At 37.9% G+C, this 18,151-nt stretch carries 14 protein-coding genes; 3 read left to right on the top strand and 11 right to left on the bottom strand.

The window, feature by feature from the left end; all coding sequences use genetic code 11:
- Positions 1 to 9 precede the first annotated feature (9 nt).
- The 8 genes from mraY to EPA86_RS16820 form a co-directional block, all read right to left on the bottom strand.
- Positions 10 to 1,092, bottom strand: coding sequence for a phospho-N-acetylmuramoyl-pentapeptide-transferase (mraY, locus tag EPA86_RS16855; RefSeq protein ID WP_140605564.1), 1,083 nt, complete (start codon positions 1,090 to 1,092; stop codon positions 10 to 12).
- On the bottom strand, positions 1,092 to 2,564 hold the full coding sequence (locus EPA86_RS16850) for a UDP-N-acetylmuramoyl-tripeptide--D-alanyl-D-alanine ligase (RefSeq protein ID WP_140605563.1): 1,473 nt from the start codon (positions 2,562 to 2,564) through the stop codon (positions 1,092 to 1,094). Before EPA86_RS16850 ends, mraY begins: the two co-directional genes overlap by 1 nt.
- Entirely contained in the window at positions 2,561 to 4,207 is a 1,647-nt protein-coding gene (locus EPA86_RS16845) for a UDP-N-acetylmuramoyl-L-alanyl-D-glutamate--2,6-diaminopimelate ligase (RefSeq protein ID WP_140605562.1), read from the bottom strand. The genes EPA86_RS16850 and EPA86_RS16845 overlap by 4 nt, the downstream gene beginning before the upstream one ends.
- On the bottom strand, positions 4,200 to 5,972 hold the full coding sequence (locus tag EPA86_RS16840) for a penicillin-binding transpeptidase domain-containing protein (protein ID WP_140605561.1): 1,773 nt from the start codon (positions 5,970 to 5,972) through the stop codon (positions 4,200 to 4,202). Before EPA86_RS16840 ends, EPA86_RS16845 begins: the two co-directional genes overlap by 8 nt.
- Before the next feature lie 31 nt (positions 5,973 to 6,003).
- The gene (ftsL, locus tag EPA86_RS16835; protein ID WP_140605560.1) at positions 6,004 to 6,318 is read right to left on the bottom strand and encodes a cell division protein FtsL; all 315 of its coding nucleotides are present in this window, start codon (positions 6,316 to 6,318) and stop codon (positions 6,004 to 6,006) included.
- A 3-nt stretch (positions 6,319 to 6,321) separates the two neighbouring features.
- Positions 6,322 to 7,272 carry a 16S rRNA (cytosine(1402)-N(4))-methyltransferase RsmH gene (gene rsmH, locus EPA86_RS16830; RefSeq protein WP_140605559.1) on the bottom strand — a complete coding sequence of 317 codons (951 nt, stop codon included), beginning with the start codon at positions 7,270 to 7,272 and terminating at the stop codon, positions 6,322 to 6,324.
- A 54-nt stretch (positions 7,273 to 7,326) separates the two neighbouring features.
- On the bottom strand, positions 7,327 to 7,785 hold the full coding sequence (gene mraZ / locus EPA86_RS16825; RefSeq protein WP_140605558.1) for a division/cell wall cluster transcriptional repressor MraZ: 459 nt from the start codon (positions 7,783 to 7,785) through the stop codon (positions 7,327 to 7,329).
- Between the two features lie 420 nt (positions 7,786 to 8,205).
- Positions 8,206 to 9,990 (bottom strand): acyl-CoA dehydrogenase C-terminal domain-containing protein, encoded by a 1,785-nt coding sequence (locus tag EPA86_RS16820; protein ID WP_140605557.1) that lies wholly within the window; start codon positions 9,988 to 9,990, stop codon positions 8,206 to 8,208.
- A 231-nt stretch (positions 9,991 to 10,221) separates the two neighbouring features.
- On the opposite strand from EPA86_RS16820, the gene EPA86_RS16815 reads away from it, so the two are divergent.
- A complete protein-coding gene (locus tag EPA86_RS16815) occupies positions 10,222 to 11,217 on the top strand; it encodes a hypothetical protein (protein WP_246058446.1) in 996 nt (331 codons plus the stop codon).
- Between the two features lie 8 nt (positions 11,218 to 11,225).
- On the opposite strand, the gene EPA86_RS16810 is transcribed toward EPA86_RS16815, so the two are convergent.
- From EPA86_RS16810 to EPA86_RS16800, 3 genes are all read right to left on the bottom strand, one after another.
- On the bottom strand, positions 11,226 to 12,152 hold the full coding sequence (locus tag EPA86_RS16810) for a Dyp-type peroxidase (RefSeq protein ID WP_140605556.1): 927 nt from the start codon (positions 12,150 to 12,152) through the stop codon (positions 11,226 to 11,228).
- Positions 12,153 to 12,223: 71 nt separating this feature from the next.
- Complete coding sequence (locus EPA86_RS16805; RefSeq protein WP_140605555.1) at positions 12,224 to 13,099, bottom strand: ATP-binding cassette domain-containing protein; 876 nt, start codon at positions 13,097 to 13,099, stop codon at positions 12,224 to 12,226.
- Between the two features lie 52 nt (positions 13,100 to 13,151).
- Positions 13,152 to 16,028 (bottom strand): ATP-binding protein, encoded by a 2,877-nt coding sequence (locus EPA86_RS16800; protein ID WP_140605554.1) that lies wholly within the window; start codon positions 16,026 to 16,028, stop codon positions 13,152 to 13,154.
- Positions 16,029 to 16,216: 188 nt separating this feature from the next.
- Between EPA86_RS16800 and EPA86_RS16795 the strand changes: the two genes are divergently transcribed.
- Both EPA86_RS16795 and EPA86_RS16790 read left to right on the top strand, forming a co-directional pair.
- Positions 16,217 to 17,116 carry a glucosaminidase domain-containing protein gene (locus EPA86_RS16795; protein ID WP_342777404.1) on the top strand — a complete coding sequence of 300 codons (900 nt, stop codon included), beginning with the start codon at positions 16,217 to 16,219 and terminating at the stop codon, positions 17,114 to 17,116.
- A 122-nt stretch (positions 17,117 to 17,238) separates the two neighbouring features.
- On the top strand, positions 17,239 to 18,003 hold the full coding sequence (locus EPA86_RS16790; protein WP_246058445.1) for a peptidylprolyl isomerase: 765 nt from the start codon (positions 17,239 to 17,241) through the stop codon (positions 18,001 to 18,003).
- Positions 18,004 to 18,151 lie beyond the last annotated feature (148 nt).

Genomic DNA, 18,151 nt, shown 5'->3' with positions numbered 1-18,151 from the left:
TCGTCTCTTTTAACGTAATTTCAATGTAGCTAAACCAATCAATACCAATATGAGTGAAATAATCCAAAACCGGACAATAACACGTGGCTCTGGCCACCCCTTTAACTCATAGTGATGATGTATAGGAGCCATTCTAAATATGCGTTGACCACGCATTTTATAAGAGCCCACTTGTAAGATGACTGACATGGTTTCCATAACAAAAACCCCGCCCATGATAAATAGCACCAGTTCTTGTCTCACTAAAACGGCTATAACCCCAAGGGCTGCACCTAAAGCTAAAGATCCAACATCTCCCATAAACACTTGCGCAGGATAAGTGTTAAACCATAAAAACCCTAAGCCAGCGCCGACAATTGCGGTACAAACTACAACCAGCTCACTGGTTAGCGGAATATGTGGAATATTTAAATAACTAGAAAAGTTGACATGACCTGTTACATAGGCAAAGACAGCAAAAGCACCTGCCACCATAATGGTTGGAACAATGGCTAAACCATCTAATCCATCTGTTAAATTAACGGCATTTGACGTGCCGACAATGACAAAGTAAGTCAAAATTAAATACAGTATGCCAAGCTGAGGTAAGACATCTTTAACAAAAGGGATCAGCAACGCTGTCTCTTCAGGTGCTTGCGCCGAAGCATATAAGAAGAATGCTGTTGCTAAACCAGCTACGGTTTGCCAAAAATACTTCCACTTGGCAATTAAACCATTTGAATCTTTTCTAATAACCTTTCGATAATCATCAACAAAACCAATAATGCCAAAACTTACGACAACAAATAACACCACCCAAACATATCGGTTGGTTAAATCCGCCCACAGTAAAACACTGGTGACAATTGAAGCTAAAATTAAAATTCCCCCCATAGTCGGGGTACCAGATTTCGATAAGTGACTCTCAGGTCCATCATCACGCACAGTTTGACCTATTTGCATAGCTTGCAAATAGCGAATTAATTTAGGGCCAAAATACAATGAAATAAGTAGCGCGGTTAACGTACTGACTATTGCTCTAAACGTTAAATATGAAAAAACGTTAAAGGCAGAATAAAACTGAGTTAAATACTCTCCTAACCACAACAACATTAAGAATTTACCTCTTTATTCTGTAAAGCATTATATTGCTCAAACCATTCAATGATAGCTTTGACAACATGTTCCATATGAGCACTGCGCGATCCTTTAATTAAAATCGCTAATTGCTCTTCGCTATCACTGAGTAATTGATTAAATTCCTCATATACGTGATGTAATAATTCATCTCTATGGGCAAAGTGTTGGCTGCTGTCAGCCTCATTTACCGGTTTTTTCGCACAAAAGCCGTCGCAAGCACTTTGGCTTAACACGCCTAAGGTTATTAAGGTATCAATATCTAACTCTGCAGCAAATTCACCGACCTGTTGATGATAGCTACGCGCTTGCGTACCTAACTCCCCCATATCGCCCAAAATCAAAATTTGCTTGCCTGGGTATGAAGATAACAACTGAGCAGCAGCTTTCGCAGATTCTAAATTAGCATTGTAACTATCATCAATTAACTTCACATTTTCAGTCAGTTGATACAGATTTAATCGACCTTTAACTGGTTTCATTTGTGCCAAACCAGTCGCTATATCTGCTAAACTTGCGCCAAACTCTAAGGCAATACTGGCTGCAGCCACTGCATTACAAACGTTATGTTTGCCTGGAATATTTAACTCAATCAAGCATTGGCCTTGAGTGGTATGGAGTTGAAAACTCGCACAGCCGAGCTGATCTAAATTAACGTCGCTGCTGTAACAATCGGCTTCGTTAAAGCATGAAAAAGTACGAACAGTTTTATCTACTAAACGCCACTGCCATTTATCGGTATAGCGTGTATCTTTGTTATATAGGGCAACGCCTTGAGAGGTTAAACTAGAAAAGATTTCACCTTTTGCTCTAGCCACGCCGCATAAATCACCAAAACCTTCTAAGTGAGCTGCTGCAATGTTATTAATAACAGCTACATCAGGTTTCACTAAATTAGTTGTGTAAGCAATCTCACCAATATGGTTGGCACCAAGCTCTATCACTGCATATTCATGAGACGGCTCTAAGCGTAATAATGTTAGTGGCACACCAATATCATTATTAAAATTGCCCGAGGTTGCCAGCACTTTACCTAACCCTGACAATATTGCAGCAACCATCTCTTTTACCGTGGTTTTTCCGCTACTACCAGTGATGGCTACAGTTTTTGGCGCGACGATTTGCTTTACATAGGCGCCAAGTTTACCTAAAGCAACACGGCTGTCTTGTACCACAATTTGTGCAACATTATTTTGATTCAGCTGCGCATTAAATTGTTCAACAACCACCGCCACACAACCACTTTTTAAGACAGCCTCAATAAAGCGGTGACCATCAAAGTTAGCTCCTTTAAGCGCTAAAAACACTGTTTGTGTAGCTTTTGCATCTTGTTCAAATACTCGGCTATCAGTCACAATATTGGTAATTACTTGTCGCGCTAAATCTTTTGAGCTATGTAACGTACCTTCTGCAGCAACAGCAACATTCTCAATGGTTAAAGGGATCATTTGGTTACCCCGTTGTTATTCAGCTTATCTTTTGAAGTGTTTGAATTTTCTTGGCTGTTCAATTTGGCTTGATAGTACTTTGCAACAACATCGCGTTCATCATAGCTTAATGTTTCATCACCAATAATGATGTAATCTTCATGACCTTTGCCCGCGAGTAAAACGATATCAGTCTCCATCGCTTGCTGTAGAGTTTCTATCGTAGCTTTTTTTCTATCTAGAATGACCTTCAATCTTGTTTGATCAATACCAGCAATGCCAGAGATCATATCTTCAACGATTGCTTGTGACGATTCAGTGCGAGGATTGTCATTGGTAATCACTAAATGATCAGCGTACTTTTCTGCCGCTTCAGCCATTAATGGTCTCTTACCTTTATCTCGGTCACCGCCACAACCAAAAATAACATAGAGCTCACCTTGGCAATGAGCTTTACACGCTATAAGTGCTTTCTCTAAAGCATCTGGCGTATGGGCATAATCAACCACCGTTGTTGCTAAACCACTTTGACTAATCGCTTCCATACGACCAGCAATTGGTGTTATTCGTGCAACAGTTTTGGCTAAGGTTGCTAAGAACTCCTCTGAAATTCTCCGCGTTTGAGCCATCTCAACCATAGTGACTGCAATGGCAGCTAATAGGTTGTCAATATTAAAGTCACCTAGCAATGGGCTAACAATATCAATGTCGCCTAAATGAGTTTTCAGGGTAAATTCGACACCACTAACATGATGTTTAACATTATCAGCTAATACATACTTACTCTGCTTAGTTATATATTGCTCTTTACCATACAGCCATAATTCTTGTTCTACTGGCCAATTCAACAACCACTGCTTGGCACAGTCATCGTCACCATTAAGTATTGCTACTTGCTTGTCGTTACCGATAAACAGTTCACGTTTTGCTTTGGCATAATTTTCCATGGTGCCGTGATAATCTAAATGATCGCGGCTTAAATTAGTGAATAATGCCGTATTGAAAAGCTCACCATTGACTCTATGTTGCTCAAGGGCATGAGAGGACACTTCCATCGCGACATAGCGAATACGTTTTCGCTCAAAGCGATAAAACAACTGGTGAAGTTCGGTAGCACTTGGTGTTGTATTAGCAAGGGGCGTTAACTTTTCAAAAGTACCCGCACCATTAGTGCCAATAATGGCACATTGATGCTTTTCTATTTCTTTGCAATTATTATCTTCATTGGACAGATTTGAAAGTAACTGAGCAACAAGCTGAGTGGTACTTGTTTTGCCATTGGTTCCTGTGATGCCAATCATGCGCATCTTATCTTGAGGGTTTTGATAATAACTTTTTGCTAAACTAAATAAGGCTTGATTAAGTAGGTAAAAGCTCACTATCGCAACAGAGTTCGTACTATCTGACCAGCTCATCTTACCGTGTTCTTCAGGTGTAGAACACTCATTGATAATTAGGCAAGCACCTGCTTCAATAGCGCTTGCTATATACTTGCCGCCATCTTGAACCGTACCTCGTATAGCACAAAAAATATCACCAGATTGAATCTTGCGACTATCGTTATGCAAATTACCACGATGCTGTGATAAATTAAGCTCATCGCTAATATTTATCTTAAACAGGCTTAAGGCTGAAATGATATTTTGGCATTGAGGCTTATGCATTTAAACCTCCGTCTACCTTACTTTGCTGTGGTTGATTTGTTGACTCTGCTACTTTACTTGATGCATCAGGTGCAATATTTAGTACCCTAAGCGCACCTTTCATAATGCGAGAAAATACTGGTGCAGCAACTTCGCCACCATGATACAAATCTCCACCGGGGTCATTAATTACCACAACAACGACTAATTCTGGCTTAGAAATAGGACCAACACCGGCAAATAACCCAACATAATCATTACCGTATCCACCAGCAACAGCCTTAAATGATGTACCAGTTTTACCACCAACACGGTACCCCTCAACTTTTGCTTTAGGTACATGTTCATCTACAACGGTTTCAAGCATATTGACGATAGCGTTACTATTTTCTTCAGAGAAAATACGTTCACCCTCATTAGGTGTATCAGATTTTACGATCGACAACTCTCGCTTAACACCGCCATTAGCTAATGCAGTATAAAATCTTGCTAGTTGCAGTGGCGTAATTGCTAAACCGTATCCCCAAGACAAAGTGGCTAATTCGAATTGCGACCAACGCTGCCTATCATGCATCATGCCAGTGCTTTCACCGACTAACTCTGTACCTGTATCTTCAGCAAAGCCAACATCAAAAAACTTATCCAGTAGGTAATCCTTAGGTACAGACAATGCTAATTTTGTGGTACCCATGTTCGATGAATGGATCAATATTTCTTCAATAGATAACTTTCCGCGATTAATAGGATCACTTACTCGTCGCCCGCCCAACCTCATCCAGCCAGGACTTGTATTAATAACAGAGTTGACTTGTGCCGAACCGAATTCAAGGGCGGTAAGTGCAGTAAGAGGCTTCATAGTTGAGCCTGGCTCATACACATCAGTAATCGCTCGATTGCGAAAACGGTGAATAGCAGTGTTTCTTCTATTGTTTGGGTTATATGAAGGGCTGTTGGTGATAGCTAATATTTCGCCCGTGTTGGCATTAGCAACAACAACGGAACCTGACGCCGCCTTAAAAGCTTGTACCGCACCTTTAAGTTCTTTATAAGCAATAGCTTGTATGCGCTGATCTATACTTAGGGTAATGTCTTTTGCTTGTTCTGATTCTTCTACAGATAAAATCTCAATTTTTCTGCCTTTGGCATCTTTTCTAAAACGCTTTTCTCCGCCCTTACCAGTTAGCATATGATCATAAAGACGCTCAATACCTTCAATACCTTTATCATCCACATTGGTAAAACCAACTAGATGTGCGCTAATTTCACCTGTTGGGTAGAAACGCTTAGACTCTTTACGTAAATGAATTCCAGGTATTTTTAACTCGCGTATGTAGCTTGCCATGGCAGGAGAAATCTTACGTTCTAAATAAACAAAACGCTTTCTTGGGTTTTTAACAATACGTGTAGTTAATTGATTAATATCTTGATCGAGAACATCAGCTAAAGCTTGCCAGTGCTCTGACATTGCTAGGGCATTATTATCCATGATTATTTTAGGATCTGCCCAAACCGTTTCAACAGGTACACTTATCGCTAATTCAGCACCATTTCTATCAACAATCGAACCTCGCTGCACTCTATCAGCATGCACTCTTAATGAGCGCATATCGCCTTGCTTTTTCAACATTTCAGGTTCAACAATCTGAATATAAGCACTACGCACCATAAGACCAACATAAATCAAGACGACAACAACCATCACCAAGTAATAACGCCATGCAGCAGTACTTGGTTGGCCATTATTGCCTAATTTTTTGGCTGATTTTATGGTATCGCCTTTGGTCATTTTGTTGCTTATATCTCTGTAAAATTACCATTTAAGGTAAGTTAATAATGACTTCTGATTTTGTATCGGGTCGTTTCATATTGAGTAATTTTTTCGCTTTACTCTCTATCGCACTATGCTCAGCTAAACTATTTTGCTCTAACAATAAATTGCGCCATTCAATATTCAATTCATCTCTTTGGCTCAACAGTACTTCTAATTCACTTGTTGTTTGCCTATTAACATGTGTGTAGTAAATAACTGAAAAAGCAGAAATAACCACTGCTAAGAGTAAAAAATAACTAAAAGCATAACGCGTTATGTCTTGCCATATATCTGTTACTAATGCAGTGCGACTTACTGCCATAATTTACTCTTCTATATGCGCTAATCGCTCTGCAACACGTAAAACAGAGCTTCTAGAGCGTACATTTTCAGTAACCTCTGATTTACTCGGTTTTTGCTTTTTACCCACCAATTGAAGCTTTTTGCCTTTATGTAATTCTTCTTCACTCACAGGTAAGCCACGAGGCACTTTTTTAGGCTGTGAATGCTTTTTCATAAACTGTTTCACTAACCTGTCTTCTAATGAGTGAAAACTAATAACCACTAATCGACCATGCTCAGCTAGCACAGATAATGAAGCAGCAAGGGCCTTTTCAATTTGCTCAAGCTCACTGTTGATATACATACGAATAGCTTGAAAACTTCTGGTGGCGGGATGCTTCTTTATTTCCCTTTGTGGCGCAGCTGTTTTAATAATATTGGCTAGCTGACCTGTTCTCTCTATCGCCGTTTCTTCTCGTGCTTCCACAATGGCATTGGCAATGCGCCAAGCATGTTTTTCTTCACCAAAAGTACGTAAAACCCAGGTAATATCTTCAACATCTGCTACTGCTAACCACTGTGCAGCCGTTTGTCCTTTTGTCGTATCCATACGCATATCAAGCGGACCATCATTCATGAAACTAAAGCCACGTTCTGCAACATCTAGTTGAGGTGATGACACGCCCAAATCAAGCAAAATGCCATCAACTTTTCTGGTTAAACCGTGCTTCTTTACAATTTCGGCTAAATGAGCAAAGCCCTGATGCTCTATTAAAAACCGCTTGTCGTCATGAAACTTCTCAGCCGCTTTAATCGCTGTAGGATCTCTATCAATAGCTATGAGCCGGCCTTTGTCAGAAAGTTTTGATAAAATCAAACCAGAGTGTCCACCTCGACCGAAAGTACAATCGATGTAGCAGCCATCTGCATCAATGTCTAAACCATCGACGGCTTCGCTTAGCAAAACACTAATATGTGATTTATCAAATTCCATGTTGTTATTTTTATAACCTTTGTTACGTTGTTATCGCGTTACTTCGTTTTTCGCTTATAGCGATAAATCCAGTAATCGTTCAGTAAGCTCTATTTCGCCTGATTGAATTTTGCTAATACCTTGCTGCATTTGAGTTTGCCACGCAGACTCACTCCAAATTTCAAACTTCTTCAGCTGGCCCACTAACATAATGCTCTTTTCTAGGCCGGCATGATTTCTTAAAGGGCCATTAAGTAATAGGCGACCATTTTTATCCATATCACAATCGGTCGCATTACCTAGCAATACTTGTTGCAGCAACCTCTCTTGTTCATTCATGCTTGATAGATTGCACAATTTGAGCTCAATTTCTTCCCACTCAGGCAATGGATACAGCAACAAACACGGGTGTTGAATATCAACAGTACAAATCATTTTCCCTTGGCAATCAGCAAATAGCTCTTCGCGATACCGAGTAGGTATCGTGATCCTATTTTTACTATCTAATGTAATTGAGCTAGCGCCTCTAAACATAACTGATTATTTTTTATCTGATTTGTTGTTTTTATATCCAAATAAAAGTGGTTATGCGATTAAGATCCACAATTTCCCACTTTTCTCCACATTGATACAGTTTAGTGAACAATGCAAAGCTATGTCAAGCAGATAATAAGGAAAACAATTTGCCTACAACTAGTTTCAATGCTAGGAAAATTAAGGCTTTCAAGGAAGTGGATGATATTGTGGAGTTTTGTGGATCTTTAGCGCTAAATTGTGGCAAAAATAAAATTATTTTACTGCATTATTTTCTTAGATGAGGTTAAAAGTGTCGCCAAAGGTGATTAGCCACCCAAAACTCTATAAGTAAAAATAAAATAAGCCTGATCTGTTAAATCAGGCTTATAGAATAAACGGCATTGTACCTTAATCGAAGTATTATTACCTAGAGTAGCGTTAGAATAAATTGTCATCTATAGCAAAGAGAGGTTGGCTACCTGAACGTATACTCGCAAGTAATGATAGCCTTCTTGGCAATAAGCGAGCAAAATAATATCTCGCTGTTAAGATCTTACTCTGATAGAAGTCATGATCAATTTCTTCACTGGCTAATGAAACCTGAGCCATTTTTGCCCAAACAAACGCCATAGCGGTATAGCCAAATACATGCAAGTAATCATTGGCTGCAGCACCTATTTCTTCAACATCTACAGTAGATTTTTCAAGTAATTCTTGAGTAATAGTCGTAAGATCTGTTAGCGAATCTGATAGTGGTGAAATGAACTCAGCCAGATGATCGTTTTGCCTATTTTCTTCAATAAAGCTCAGAACTTCCTCTTTGAAAACATGGTACATAGCCCCTTTTGAACCAATGACTTTTCGCATTAATAAATCCATAGCTTGGATACCATTAGTTCCTTCATAGATTTGGGTAATTCGAGCATCACGTACCAATTGCTCTTGACCCCACTCACGAATATAACCATGACCGCCAAAAACTTGTTGACCTGTCACGGTATTTTCAAAACCAAGGTCGGTAAAGAATGCTTTAGCAATAGGCGTTAGTAATGCCGACAAGGTATCCCCTTGCTTTTGGATATCACCTTCTCCATAAGTTGCATAATCAAGTTGCATGGCAATATAACTTGATAAAGCACGAGAACCTTCATTTAATGCTTTCATATTTAACAACATTCGGCGCACATCACCATGCACCATGATAGAATCTGTGGTTTGTTCTGGGTTTTTAGCTCCAGAAAGTGCACGACCTTGACCACGATCTTTAGCGTACTCTAAGGCGTTTTGATAAGAACGAACTGCGGCTCCTAAACCTTGAATACCAACACCAATACGCTCAAAGTTCATCATAGTGAACATACAAGCTAAGCCTTTATTTAATTCACCAATTAAATAACCTTTAGCACCATCAAAATTCATTACACAAGTGGCAGAAGCATGAATGCCCATTTTATGTTCAATAGAACCGCAAGAAACATTATTACCATCGCCTAAGCTTTCATCGTCATTCACTTGAATTTTAGGCACTAAAAACAAAGAAATACCTCTTGGCCCCTTAGGCGCATCTGGTAATTTTGCTAACACCAAATGAACTATATTATCTGTTAAATCATGTTCACCACCGGTAATAAAGATCTTATTACCTGTTATTTCATAACTACCATCATCTTGCAAAACCGCTTTAGTACGAATTATCCCTAAATCGGAACCAGCATGTGCTTCAGTTAAGCACATTGAGGCAGCCCATTCGCCTGAGTACATTTTAGTTAAGTAGCGCTCTTTTAATTCTTCACTACCATGTTTAGCCAATGATAATGCAGCACCTGCAGTTAATGATGGATATAAAGCAAAGGAAATATCTGCGCTACATAACATTTCTTCATGTAAGGCTGTAAGCATTTTAGGCATGCCCATACCACCATACTCCACATCACCACCTAAAGCAGTCCAACCGCCTTCAGCGTAAGTTGCAAAGGCTTCTTTATAACCAGGTGCTGTTGTTACCTGACCATTATTATAACTCACACCCGTTTCATCACCTTCTCTGGCAATAGGGTCAATCTCTTGCTCTGCAATTTTGGCACATTCTTGTAAAATGGCTTGGGCTGTGTCTTTATCAACTTGTTCCGCTAGTTTAGGTAAGCGCTGCCACATTTGATCCGCTTTAAAAACATCAAACAATAAGAAATTCATATCTTCTAGTGGAACTTTATACTCAGCCATTTTGACCCCTTAACAAAACCAAACAAACATTTAAAACAGTTGTTTGAATATACCTTAACGATATTAAATGTAAAGCTAAAAAAGCATTCGCGATATTGATATAGCAACTTTCAACTCTCTTAGCCGAATACTAATTAGCGTGTTATAGTTAATAATCAAAGGTATAGGTAAGTTTTTCGTTAATGTCCAATGGCGTTTATTTCAATCATACGTTCTAGGAAATCGTTAAAAATGAGTAAGCAAAATATTAATCACTGGCTAGCGTTAATTTGCTCTATTAGCATTTTATCTATTTATTTTGTCATTTCTCCGGTGAAAGCGAAGCAAATTGCCTTCACTAAACATCAAGAAGCACAACAAGTTTCTTTAAGTTATCGTTGGAATGACTATAAAAATACAGAACAATCGATGACCTTTAATTTGACCAATGAGAGTATATTCGAACGCTTTAGGCACCTAAAAAGTTACCAAGCAGATTTTGCGCAAAAGGCGATACTCAGAAACATCAAACAACAATTGCGAAAAGAAAGATTAGCCGGAGTGAATATTCACTATACGCGTCAGCATGGTGAAACAAAGATTGAAGTGCGTGGACAAAATGAAACTAAAATAGCCGCAGCTTACGCTAAAATAAAAGAAGTAGAGCAAGAACAAACCGCTTTATATTATCAACAAAATTATTATCAAATTTTTACCAATTTCGATCAAACGACAGGTGTTAAAGTCGACCATCGCAGTATTGCCAACGATTCTGTATTAGATTTGAAACCTTTAAAACCACTTATCTTAGAAAAAGTATCCATCAAGAATATTAGAAAGGTTACCAATTATGTGCTTGGTTTTATTCAAAGTATTCCATACGCAACATTAGAAAACAGAATGACTTCATCAGGGGCTGGGTTTAACCCCCCTTTAAAATTGCTTTGGGAAAACCAAGGTGATTGCGATAGTAAGATGACATTAGCAGCAGCGATATTAAGATCGTTAATGCCACGTATTGAAATGGTGCTTATTTATATCGAACAACATGCTTTTATTGGTATTGCTATTCCTGCTGAAGCAGGAGAAATGACAATTCACCATGAAGGAATTGACTACTTACTTGCTGACCCTACGGGACCAGCTCTATTACCTTTAGGAAAGTTGAGCCCAGAGTCTGAATTGGCCATTACTCAAGGGCAATATGTGGCAGAAAATTTTCATGCCACACACTTAGCACAAGAATAGTGTATTAATTACTCTTCCTTGAGGCTAGCAAGAAAATCAAGACTTGGAGCAAAAAATGCAGCGCCTGTCTCTGCTTGGGTATATTTAAGTAAATGATCAACATGCCCTTCACTATCTCCATGAATCATACTATCTAGCATAATTTCAAATGGCTCAGGCGAATGGCAATAAGACACAAAAAACAAACCTTTTCTTTTCATATCGCCATAAGGCATGCTTTGTCTTAAAATTTCTATACTATTGCCTGTTTCATCTTTTAAGCTTGTTCGCTTGGTGTGTGCAGTTAATGGCTTATCTTCACTGGCATATTCAATATTATCGACTTTTGTTCTACCATAAACATCTTCTTGTTCACGCTCAGTGATTGAATTCCATAAAGCTAAGTTATGCTGATATCTTTGCACATGCAAATAGCTACCTGCAGAAAATTGGCTATCATCTTCATCTTTTACTAACGCAACTTCTCTTCGATGAATGCCTTGAGGGTTTTCGGTGCCATCAACAAAACCCGTTAAATCACGCCCATCTAAGAATCGAAATGCTTGAACTTGTTCTATCAGCTCAACACTTTCGCCTAACAACTGACATACTTTAGAACTGACAATATGGTTTACATCAGCACGGTCACTTCTAATTTCAACATAAATATCATAGCTACTTGCTGGAGCAACCCGATCATCACTATCCATCGCAACGAATGGTTTCAATAAAAGTGGTCTACCATCAGGATAAAATTCATCCCAATAATTGGCTCCAATAGCGACAACACCAATTAAATTAGCTTCTGAAAATTGTTCCGCGTAAACGTCAAATAATGCAGGTAAGCGAGATATTGCCGCACGAATAAATGCATTCTTATCATCCAGTGCATTAAATAATAAATAACTACCATGTAAATTAGGCTCTGCGCAAATACCGAATTGTTCTCTAGCCATCTGAATTCTCACCACAAAAATATTTTATTGTTAGATTGTACACAAATTTTTTTCTCTTAGCATGAGCTGGATTACATTACTTGCCATAAACCTTCTTTATTAGGACACATCAGCTCTTCTAATGTTTCTTTTTGCTTATTGAAGAAATTGGTAAACTCTACTTGTACGCATACTTTTCCTTTGTAATTTTTCTCTTCTTGCTTAGTTATACGGCCATAATTACCACTATCGATATTGCTCCATAGGATATGTTTTTGATCAGGGCTATCTAATAATGAAATAAGATGTTCTTGCAAGGTAGCAACATCTTTTGCAGTTAAGTGTTTAGCAGATTGAGAGTTTGAATCAACAATATTTGTTAAACCCGAAACGACTTCAAATGGCAAAGATATAACCCCTTTGAATATACCCGAAACAAAGCCACTGCTATTTTTTTCACCGACTTGATTTGCTTGCTCAATAATGCGTTCTATGCGGGTTAAATATTGAGGGATATTTTCTCTAGCTAATGCTAACTCTTCAATATAGTGATTTGAATGAGGCCGCCACAGGGCTATCTCTGCAACGGCATGATTGGTTGCTGCTTCAAGATTATCTAGCCGTTGGTATGCAAGTGGGATCTGCTGCTCAAAGTACTCTAGTCGTTGTAATAAGCTTGGTATATTACGAGAGTAGTTTTCACTTTCAGCAATCACATTATCAATAGTGGCTATACTTGCTTCAACTTGCCGCAAAACCTCAGGCAACTGCTTAGTAATTAACTCTCTCGTTAATGTAACTTCATCCTTAACCAAAGCAACCTGCAGAGCAATATTATCCATTTGAGGCTTTACATTATTAACCATAGCGACAACATCGGGAACTTGACGGGCTACTTCGCTTAAAGAATAAGCTAAATAAGTTATTGCTAGTGCTAAAATAATTTGTGAAATAGAAAATGTTTTCATTACTTATGCAGGCTTATTTCAATATGATGAAGATAATGATAGTTAGAAGCCGTTATTCTGCAACAACAAGGTTTAATTCATCAAGCAGGCATTCTGCTAAATCTAGCGTTATCTCTTCTTTCTCTTCACTATGAGTCATTTTTAAGTGTTTTTCGAGTTCTTGTGCACTTTGCCCTAACTCAATATAGCCAAACATTTGTGCTGCACCTGCTAGACGATGAGCAAAACGTTCAAGCTGAAAATTCTCTTTGCTTTCAAGTAAAGACAGCAATTTCTTTTTATCTTCCACTAAATTCTTAGTAAAGGAGATCTTAAGGTCCGTAAAGTCAACTTGTTCAATATCATGTTCAAGTTTTGTATTATTAACGCTTAAAACAGGTTGGTAATACGTATCTATTGTGCGTAAAAATTGCTTTCTTTCAATCGGCTTTTTTAAGTGTCCATCGAAACCCAGAGCTAAAAAGTAATTAACTTCATGAGACATAGCGTTCGCTGTTAGGGCAAACAAGGGCTTTTTATAGTGTAAACTTCTTAATTTTCTAAATGCTTCAATACCATCCATTTCAGGCATTTGAATGTCAAGTAAAGCTAAATTTGGCTCGTGCTCAATACATAAATCAACCGCTTGCTTTCCGTTGGTAGCGCACAACACCTCCAAGCCAACTCCTTCGAGTATTCTTGCAATTAAACGGCGATTATCATCATGGTCATCAGCAAGCACTATTTTACCTTGATACTTTTTCTCAATAACCTCCTGCTCATGAATATTACCTAATTTTTGATTACTCGAAAGCTTGTATTGACAAGGCATAGAAAACACAAAGGTACTGCCTTTACCAACTATACTTTCGACTTCTATTTTACCTGACATTAATAACGCCAACTGATTAGATAAATATAGCCCTAAACCAGAACCGCCAAAACGTCGACTAATACTATTATCCGCTTGTGTGAATAATTCAAAAATTGTCGATAACTGCTTTTTAGACATTCCTATGCCAGTATCTTGAACAGAAAAAGTTAACGCCTGATCACGCCAGCTAATAGTAATAATCACATGGCCTTTTTCTGTAAACTTCACCGCATTAGAGCATAGGTTTATCAGAATTTGCTTTAACCTAAAGCCATCTATCGTGACAAAAAACGGTGAAGGCAGTTGGTGTTTTACTTCAAAGGTTAAGCCTTTTTTATTGGCTTGTTCTGAAAAGATATCAATAATGGCATTGATTATTTTATGTAAATCATATTCTCTTAATTCCAAGTCTAATTTATTAGCTTCGATCTTACTTAAATCGAGTATTTCGTTAATTAACTCTAATAAATGTAAACTATTGCCGTGAATAATATTGACTTCATGACTTAACTCAGCCTCGTTTATATCACCATTAATAATTGCTTCTGATTGACCGACAATTGAAGTTAATGGTGTTCTTATTTCGTGGCTCATATTTGCCAAGAATTGGCTTTTAACTTGATTAGCCTGTTTTAACTCTTGCGTTAAAAACTCTAATGCTTGTGTACGTTGCACTACTCTGCTTTCTAATTCATTTGTTAGTCTATTTTCTAGTCGTCTTCTGTATATAAGAAAAGCAATCACAAAAATTAAGATAATCGCCAATAAAATTAATCCACGTTGCTGCTCAAGCTTAATCATTTGTAACTTTTGTAGCTTTTTATTTTGTTCTAAGCGGATTACTTGTTGCGCTAGTTGTTCAGATTCAAATTTTGCTAGCTGCTCGTTTAATTTAGCATTGACCTCTTGGTGCATCTTACTTTCATAATGCTGTGCTTGTTCAATTGCTAAATCAAACTTTTGTAAGCCTGTATTAATCAGCGATGAAAGCAACATATTACTTACAGTAAGTGCTTTATAATCTTCACTAAGTGCAACCTTATTAGACTGAGCAAGGTATTGTGCTGCAGCGGGAATATCACCTAAAGAAAAAGACGCTTTAGCCAAACTTTGTAAGCTGCCTGCAAGTGCTTTTTTATGACTAATTTCTTGGCTTAATTTTACTCCTTGCTCGGCAAACCCTTTTGCTTTTGAAGGTTGTTTCATAAGATTATAAATCTCAGCAATATTATGTAGTTGAGAAGCTGTTTCAAAGTTATTATTTTGAGATTGAAAGTAATTAAGTGCCACTAAGGTATGCTGTAATGCCAACTCAAACTGGCCCGAATATTTAAAGGCAACGCCCAGATCCGCCTTAGCTTTTGCTACCCCACTGTTATCACCAAGCTGGCCAAGTTTTGGGATGATTTCTTTCAACATAGTAATCGCTATGTCATAACGTTTTAAATTAATAAGCATAGTTGCTATGTTATAGCGAACATCGACTTTATCATTCTCTGAGCCAAACTGCTGGTACAAGGCTTCAGCTTTCTTATAGCTTTGAAGTGCAAAACTACTTTTCCCTAATAAGACATAAGCTAGTGCTATATTATTGAGTAAATTGGCACGTTTAACGGCGTTTTGTTTAAACGGTTCACTGGTAGGTGAAAATTGAGAAACTTGCCCTTGGTAGAAGTCATATGCATTTTGATAATAAGTTACAGCACTAGAATACTCCCCAAGAAAGTAATAACAAATTCCTAGCAATTTATTTAGCTCTGCTTGCTCAATAATTAAGTTTTGATGATAAGCAATTTTTAATGCCGATTTTGTCGGCTCGATGGCATGTTCATAATTCCCCATTTCATAATAGGTTCTACCTTGATGTGACAGAATCATCATTTGATGCTTAGCAGATAAAGATTTTTGCAGCAGCATCTCGTCTAACCGAATTATCGCTTCTTCTTTATTCTCATATTTTGCAATATCAGCTAACTTTTGTTGCACTTCTGCAGTTTGAGCAGCAAAAGCGACTCCAATATAGCATTGAAGCAGTAAAGTCAGCACAAAGAAGAATATCGACTTAAAAGGTTCCATCTGTAACAATCCAATACTGAATTGTTCTTTTATTTCAAGAACTTCAACAGCGGTAATAAATAAGAATGAGAAAGCAATGAGTTAACTACTTATAGCATTTATTAAAGAGAAAAAAAACTGTTGGAAAACATTTTCACAACTCATACTATAATCCATAATCAATATTTGATTTAAAGGGACTCAACGCTGTGAATAAACTTATCATACCCATTAAAGTGTTGTTAATTTGTTTTTTTGTTTCTTTCTCACTGCTAGCTCAAACCTCACAAAAAAGTACCTTCGAAGAAATTCACATCAACTCACTCGATGAATTGATGAATTTATTTGAACAACATGGTTATACCAATGAAGCATGGCAAAACGGTCATAGAGAAGTGCCTAGGATCACCTTTGATGGTGTCAGTGAAAAGTGGAAACAAACATCAAATCACATTCCGGTAAAGCTAAAGAAAAAGGTATTCTTCAGACTGATGGCTCCTTTAGTGTTAATGTCGAATGAGAATATATTAAAAGAAAGAGTCATTGTTAAAACCGCTCCTTTAACTTCTCCACAACTTAAATTAATTGCCGATAAATACCGTATTAGTACAGATAAAACCGGTCAAATTAACGAGAAAATAAGGCAGGAGTTACTCAAAAAGGTTGATATTATGCCACCTTCGTTAGCCCTCGCTCAAGCAGCTGAAGAAAGTGGCTGGGCTACCTCACGCTTTACCGAAGAAGGCAACGCATTTTTTGGTCAATGGGACTTCTCTGGCAAGGGAATGGTGCCAAAGCATCAACGCAAAGAACTAGGCAATTATGGCTTGGCTCGATTTGATAGCCCACTCGCCTCTGTTGAAGGCTATATGCTAAATATCAACACAACTTTTGCTTACGCAAAACTACGCACGATGAGGGCAGAATTAAGAAAGGCGAATAAGCCAATAACAGGCCTCGCCCTTGCTAATACATTAGATAAATACTCAGAACGAGGCCAAGCTTATATTGATAGCATTCAATCGATGATTCGCTACAACAACTTACAGCAAGTTGACAGTGCTTACTTATCAAATAACATCTTAATCAAACTCATAGGAGATAAATAGATTCTGTAATATAAGCCTAACGTATATTTTGTACAATTTTCTAACATTGTAGGCTTGTGAGTTCATGCAATAACTCTTAATATGCTTGCTCTTTTTTAATGATTACATTTTATAGGTTAGCAATGAACCCTACCAAAATACTGATAACGTGTGTTCTCGCTATTGCTTTTGTGATGACTTCTAAAGCAAATGCAACCATAGTCGAGTTTCAAACCTCTCACGGAAACATGCAAGTTAACTTGTTCGATACAACGACCCCTAAAACTGTTGAGAACTTTTTAAACTATGTTAATGACTTACATTATTCTAATTCAGTAGTTCATCGTGTTGTGCCTGATTTTGTTATTCAAGGTGGCGGTTTTACTTTTACTGGTGATTGGCCGTTAACTGACATCCCTGCAAATGCTGCTATTCAAAATGAACCTATATATTCTAATGTAAAAGGCACCATTGCCATGGCTAAGCTTGGCTCAAGTAAAGATAGCGCAACCGATCAATGGTTTTTCAATGTAGCAAATAATAGTAGTAACCTTGACCTGCAAAACGGCGGCTTCACGGTTTTTGGTCAAATAATAGGTGATGGCATGACTGTATTGGATGCCATTGCAGAACTGGGTTTATGCAATAATGGTAATTTGCAAGGCATACCTATGGTCAATTACAGCAGCGAAGATTGCACAAACAAAACGGTGCCCGGAATTGAGAATTTTGTTGTAATAGAGCAAATTGTTATTGTTGACTCTTCAACAGCAACTGATGCCAATTTATCGCCGGCAAAAAACACGCTAATCAATAAAGAGCCAGAGAACAATGACAGCAGTGGCGGCGCAATCGCCTGGCTAATGTTATGTTTACTGCCAATTATCGGCAGAAAACTACTCAAATAGAATGCTGTTTTTCAAATACAAAAAAGCAGCGAGTTCGCTGCTTTTTTATTCTTCTGGTGTGACCCGTCCTAAATAAGGTTGACACTTTTCCACGATTAAATTGGAGAGTGTTATGAAATCAATCACTAAACGAACTCAAAGAGATTAC

It is taken from the genome of Litorilituus lipolyticus (assembly GCF_006439335.1).
GTDB classification, from domain to species: domain Bacteria; phylum Pseudomonadota; class Gammaproteobacteria; order Enterobacterales; family Alteromonadaceae; genus Colwellia; species Colwellia lipolytica.
This window is presented reverse-complemented; position numbering and strand designations above follow the sequence as displayed.